The 5,934-nt window shown below is 62.8% G+C and carries 7 protein-coding genes; all 7 read left to right on the top strand.

Features of this window, described 5'->3' with window-relative positions; genetic code table 11:
* A partial coding sequence (locus tag ACIQ17_RS29800; protein WP_398473061.1) for a terminase TerL endonuclease subunit occupies nt 1-561 on the top strand: 561 nt, incomplete at its 5' end.
* Between the two features lie 19 nt (nt 562-580).
* Nucleotides 581-2,506 carry a phage major capsid protein gene (locus ACIQ17_RS29805; RefSeq protein ID WP_398473062.1) on the top strand — a complete coding sequence of 642 codons (1,926 nt, stop codon included), beginning with the start codon at nt 581-583 and terminating at the stop codon, nt 2,504-2,506.
* A gap of 69 nt (nt 2,507-2,575) precedes the next feature.
* A complete protein-coding gene (locus ACIQ17_RS29810; protein ID WP_398473063.1) occupies nt 2,576-2,878 on the top strand; it encodes a hypothetical protein in 303 nt (100 codons plus the stop codon).
* A complete protein-coding gene (locus ACIQ17_RS29815) occupies nt 2,878-4,257 on the top strand; it encodes a phage portal protein (RefSeq protein WP_398473064.1) in 1,380 nt (459 codons plus the stop codon). The genes ACIQ17_RS29810 and ACIQ17_RS29815 overlap by 1 nt, the downstream gene beginning before the upstream one ends.
* Nucleotides 4,258-4,295: 38 nt before the next feature.
* Nucleotides 4,296-4,589, top strand: a complete 294-nt coding sequence (locus ACIQ17_RS29820) for a hypothetical protein (protein WP_398473065.1) — start codon at nt 4,296-4,298, stop codon at nt 4,587-4,589.
* A 49-nt stretch (nt 4,590-4,638) separates the two neighbouring features.
* Nucleotides 4,639-5,310: a hypothetical protein gene (locus ACIQ17_RS29825; RefSeq protein ID WP_398473067.1), complete on the top strand. Its 672-nt coding sequence runs from the start codon at nt 4,639-4,641 to the stop codon at nt 5,308-5,310.
* A gap of 98 nt (nt 5,311-5,408) precedes the next feature.
* Nucleotides 5,409-5,756: a hypothetical protein gene (locus tag ACIQ17_RS29830; protein ID WP_398473068.1), complete on the top strand. Its 348-nt coding sequence runs from the start codon at nt 5,409-5,411 to the stop codon at nt 5,754-5,756.
* Nucleotides 5,757-5,934 lie beyond the last annotated feature (178 nt).

Raw genomic sequence — 5,934 nt, forward strand, 5'->3', positions numbered from 1 at the left:
CCTGAGGATCTTCTCCGCGAGCATAGCGATCGCGATTTCGGCTCCGGCAATAACCGTTACGGGCAGTGGCACAAGGAAGGCTATTTGCTGGCGTCGCCGGGACGGTCGATCGACCCTGCGGTCGTGGCACTGAAGATCGCCGAGCTCGTCAGCGAGTATACGGTTCTCGGCCTGGCTTACGACCGTTGGCGTATCGCGGATCTTCTCCGTGAGTTCGACCGCATCGGCCTGCAGGCTTGGGAAGACAAAGGCAGCGAGGGCAAGGTCGGCTCCGGTCTACGTCTCATCCCGTGGGGGCAAGGCTTCAAGGACATGGCTCCGGCCATCGACGCGCTCGAGCTGGATGTCATCAATCGCAAGCTGATCCATCCTTCCAACCCGGTCCTGACATGGACGATGGCCAACGCCATCGCGACCATGGACCCGGCCGGCAACCGCAAGCTCGATAAAGACAAGGCGCGATTCAGGATTGACCCTGCAGTCGCTCTCACCATGGCCGAAGGCCTCAAGTCTCGCGATCGCGCGAAGGTCGTCCTTGAGGTTGGCGGCATGCTCGGCTGAGCGAAGAGGAAATCTCAACATGACCATCCTGCGCAAGGTCTCCACCGAGGGGGCCGGCAATCTCGAATTCGTGCTTTCCGACGCCACGGTCGACCGTTATGGCGACAGCATCGATCCCAAGGGATGGGATCTCAAGTGGTTCAAGAAGAACCCGATCGCGCTTTTCGGTCATTCCAATTCATTCCCGATTGGCAACTGGACGAATATCCGTGTCGAGGGTGGGAAGCTCATCGCGAAGCTGGTCCCGGCCGCACGCGGCACGAGCGAGCGCATCGACGAACTCATCGGCCTTTTGGAGCAGGGCGTCCTGCGCGCCGTGTCCGTCGGCTTCATCCCGAAGAAGTCGGAGCCGATCGATCCGGAAAAGCCCTACGCCGGCCAGAAGTATACCGAGCAGGAGCTCATCGAATGCTCCCTCGTGTCTGTTCCCGCAAATCCTGCAGCTCTTCAGATCGCGAAGTCGCTGCATGTGTCTGACGAAACCTTGTCCTTGGCCTTTGGCGAGCAAGCCGGAGTGAGGCGGGACATGTCTACCCCCGGCGAGCACGCCGCATCACATCCCCCCATCCAGAAGAAAGCACCAGCCATGAAGACCCTCGCTCAGCGCATCGAGGATGCGCAGGCCGCCTATACCGTCGCTCGCGATGCGTATCAGAACCACATCAGCCAGGACGATTATGACATCGAAGAGGGTGAGACCCTCGAAGGCGTCATGAATGAGCGCCAGCTGCGTCTCGACTCGCTCAAGAAGGCCGAGAAGTCGCTCGCCACCGGCGCCGCTGCCTCGTCCGTGCCTGCGAAGCCCGGCGCGCCGGCGATCCGCAAGCCGCTCGGCGTCAAAGAACGTGAGCCCAAGCCCGGCGATCTCATCATCCGCCAGGCCGTGTGCTGCCTGCTGGCGCAGGTCACGCAGCGCGATCCGATCTCCATCCTCGAAGAGCGCTACCGCGACCACGAAGCGACCAACATCTTGGTTCGCGCGGCCGTCGATCCGGCCAAGACGACCGTCACCGGATGGGCCGCCGAACTGGTCGAGACCGAGACAGTGGCGTTCATGGAAACGCTGCGCGATATCTCGTTCTATCCGCGCCTCGCGGCCATGGGCACCAATCTGCAGTTCGGCCCCGGCCGCGGTCAGATCAAGATCCCGGCTCGCGCCGCGACGCCGTCGATCAGCGGTTCGTTCGTCGCCGAAGGCGCCCCGATCCCGGTTCGCCGCTTCGGTCTGACCTCCGCCACGCTCAGCCCGCACAAGATGGGTGTCATCTCGTACTTCACCAAGGAACTGGCGAAGTATTCGAACCCGCAGATTGAAGGTCTGCTGCGTCAGGAAATCCGGGGCGACACCGCTGACACCATCGACACGCTGCTGATCGATGCGACGGCGGGGTCCACGACCCGACCGGCCGGCCTGCTCAACGGTGTCTCGGCGCTGACTGCGTCGTCTGACGGTGGCTGGGCGGCGATCATGCAGGACATCGATACCCTGGCCGCTCCGTTCGATACGGCCAAGGCCGGTCGCAACCTCGTTCTCCTGATGAACAAGCGCGAAGCCCGCAAGCTGAGCTTCGTGCCTGGTCCGGACGACAAGATGGGTTCGATGCGTCAGATCCTCACGGACTCGGGCATCACGCCAATCTCGTCGCTGAACGTGCCGGCAGGTCGCCTGATCATGATCGACGCTGCGGACTTCGCGACGGCGATCCAGGATCAGCCGGAGTTCGACGTGAGCGAGCAGGCGGTCATCCACGCGGAAGACACCTCGCCGCAGCAGATCAGCTCGGCCGGTTCGCCGAACGTTGTGGCGGCGCCGGTCATCTCCATGTTCCAGACCGCCAGCATGGCCCTGCGCATGCTGATGGATGTGACCTGGGCGATGCGCCGCGCCGGCATGGTGCAGTGGATCGACGGCGCCGACTGGTCCTATTCGCCCGGCAATCCGTAAGCCTGCCGGCGCGACCAACGGGTGAGGCGTTCGCGCCTCACCTCCATCCCTGAACGAGTGGAGCTCACCATGAGCAATCAGACCGACGACGAGAAGGCGAAGAAAGCCGCTGATGAGGCTGCCCGCAAGGATGCGGAGGCCAAGACCAAGGCCGACGAAAAGGCCAAGCGTGAGGCCGAAGCAAAGGCAGAGGCCGATAAGAAGGCCGCGGCCGCCTCTGCGAAGTCCGGCGCAACCGGCGCCAAACCAGCCCCATCCCATGACGCTCCCTATCCGACCCAGGCCGATCTGGACGCCATGAAGGAAGGTCGGTTCGGCCAAAGCCGTGAAGCCACAGCTGACGCCAAGGGCGTGGATTACAAGACCCGCTGATGGCGAACTGGCTCTCGACGATCTTCAGCAACATCCTCGGTAAGGGGACCGAAGGCCAGTATCGGCCCGGTCCCTATTACCTTGCGGACGGCGTGCTTGGCGCCGGCCCTGGCAGGCTGCTGAACTGGTGGCAATCAGGCTATTCGCTTAAGCCATACGGCGAGCGCAGTGCGATGGTCGAGGCGTGTCAGTCTGCCTATTCGCAGACCGTTGCCATGTGCCCAGGCGATCACTGGCGCAGCTTGGCGAACGGCGGTCGAGAGCGCGTGACGAATTCTGCGCTGTCGCGCATCATCAAAAAGCCCAACGATTACCAGTCGATATCCGACTTCCTGCTGAACCTGACACGAAATCTCTATTCAGCCTCGGGTGAAGCGTTCGCGGTCGGTATTCGCAATGATCGGAACGAGATTTCGGAACTGCACCTCATGCGGAGCGGAAAGCCGCTGATCGCCGAGGACGGCTCTGTCTTCTACCACCTGTCTGGCAACGAGATTGCAGAGCAGCGGTTCGACTTCACCGATCCCATTCCGGCGCGTGACGTGCTGCATGTTCGCCTACACACGCCGCGACATCCGCTCAAGGGCGAAGGCCCGATCATGGCCGCGGCGCTCGATCTCGCCATGTCAGGTGCGGCGCTGAATCAGCAAATCGCTTTCTATCTGAACCAAGCGCGTCCTTCGTTCATGTTGGAGACGGACCAGCAGCTGACGAAGGACCAGACAACCGAGTTGCGCGCGCGATGGGACGAACAAACCAAGGGCGACAACGCCGGCGGCACGCCGATATTGGCGTGGGGTCTGAAGGCAAAGGCTGTCACCTCTACCGCCAACGACGGTCAGCTGGCCGAGATGCTCAAGATGACCGAGCAGAATATTGCCTTGGCGTTCAGGGTCCCGCTCCAAATCCTCGGCATCGGGGGCACTCCGTTCGCCTCGACGGAATCCCTGATGGCTTCGTGGAAAGCGTCCGGTCTCGGCTTCGCGCTGAATCACATCGAGGAAGCGTTTGGTCAGCTCTTCAATCTGAAGGGCGTGCCCGACGAGTATCTCGAGTTCGACACCAACATCCTCCTGCGCTCGTCTTTCAAGGAGCGCATTGAAGCGCTGACCAACGGCACGCGCCGGCTCTATACCATCAACGAGGCTCGGGCGATCGAAGGTCTTCCGTCGGTTACGGGCGGCGACGAAATCCGTGTTCAGCAGCAAGACGTACCGCTGAGCTATGGCGAAAAACTACAGCCTCCGCAGCCAGCACCAGCGCCAACTCCGGCAAATGACGATACAGCGGACGAAGATGATCCGGCAGGAGACGCAGAAAGCAATGAGCGCGCGCGCCAATCCTTCCGGTCAGCATATGCCCGCACAGTCGCCGTTTGACATCCTTGCCGAAGAGCTCGGCGCCGTAGCAGGGCGGATTGAGCGAGAGTCGCTGCTCCGTATCGAAGCAGCCATCTCCGACGTTCGCCGGATCGATGCTGAGCGTGAACTTCGCTTCACCACCCTTGAACGTCGTGTCGACGAGGTCATTGCCCGCGTCAAGGATGGCGATCCGGGTCGTGATGGCAAGGACGGCGTCGACGGCCGCGATGGCGCTCCAGGTGCTGATGGCCGAGAGGGACCGGCTGGCGTCGACGGCCGCGATGGCGCCGCGGGTGTTGATGGGGTCGATGGCGCTATTGGACCGCAAGGGAGCGCGGCTCGGACGGTGAGCGCGGCGAACGGGGGCCTGCTCCAACCGATCAGGAGATTGACGCGGCCGTGGCCCGATACTTCGCCGCCAATCCTGTTCCGGCAGGACCGGCGGGCGAGCGTGGCCCGGCCGGCGAACCTGGTCCTCAGGGCGAGCAGGGCGAACGCGGCATTGCTGGCGCCAATGGCGCCGACGGTCGCGATGGTAGCGATGGCGCTCCTGGTCCGCGCGGCGAGGCCGGCGCGCCAGGCAGGTTGCCGATCGTCAAGGCGTGGGAAGATCGTGTCTATTACGAGGGCGAAGTCGCCACGGTTGGCGGTGCTACCTATCAAGCCTTGCGAGACACCGGTCGATCGCCGCCGCATGATGATTGGCAGTGCATCGCCGCAGCCGGCGTCAATGGAAGAGACGGCGCTTCTTTCACCATCCGGGGCACCCATGCCGCCGGAGATGACTATGCGGCCTTCGACGTGGTTGCGCTCAACGGTGCGTCCTTCGTCGCAAAGCGAGACAATCCAGGACCGTGTCCTGGCGACGGCTGGCAGATGCTGGCCATGCAGGGCAAGCGCGGCAATCCGGGCGAGCGTGGGCCGCAAGGGCCGCGCGGCGAGCGCGGTGAGGCCGGGTCTCCGGTGGTTGCATTCGAAGTCGATGAAAGCGGCGTGGTCGTCCTGACCAACGGCGACGGCACTACGGCCGAGGCTGATCTCTATCCGCTGCTGACGAAATTGGCGCGCTAACGCCTCATCCACCCTGAGAAGGGCAATCCCGGCGTGCCGTTCATCCGTGCCGCCTTCCCAGCAAAGGAACGAAGACCATGCGCATGTACGAAGTCACAGTGACGACCGATGCCAGCGGCAATGCCACTGCATACCTTCCATCGGCCGGCCGATGCCGCGGCGAGTTGGAGTCCATTCATTACGAGAAGATCGACTTCGCTAACGGCGTCGATTTCACGATCACTGACGAAGTGACGGGCGAAAGCCTCTGGACCGACACCGATGTGAATGCGTCCGAAATTGTGCGCCCTCGCGCGCCGGTGATGGACCAAGTCGGAGCCGCGCGTCTCTACGCGACCGGTGGCACGGCGGTCAGCACCAAGATCGCCATTGTGTCGCGGGTGAAGATCGTCGTCGCTCAGGGCGGCAACGTGAAGTCCGGCAAGTTCCGCGTCATCGTCGGCTGATCGCGTCATGTCCTGGGTCGTCGTCACGAGGCCGGAAGAGCCGGTTCCTTCACTCGAAGAGGTGAAGAACCATCTTCGCGCGTCCGACTTTGTTGACGACGACGAGGACATCAAGTCCAAAATCTGGGGCGCCATCACCGAGTTTGAAGACCCTCGGCTCGGCTGGCTTGGCTCTTCA

It is taken from the genome of Tardiphaga sp., from assembly GCF_044340795.1.
Taxonomy (GTDB): Bacteria; Pseudomonadota; Alphaproteobacteria; order Rhizobiales; family Xanthobacteraceae; genus Tardiphaga.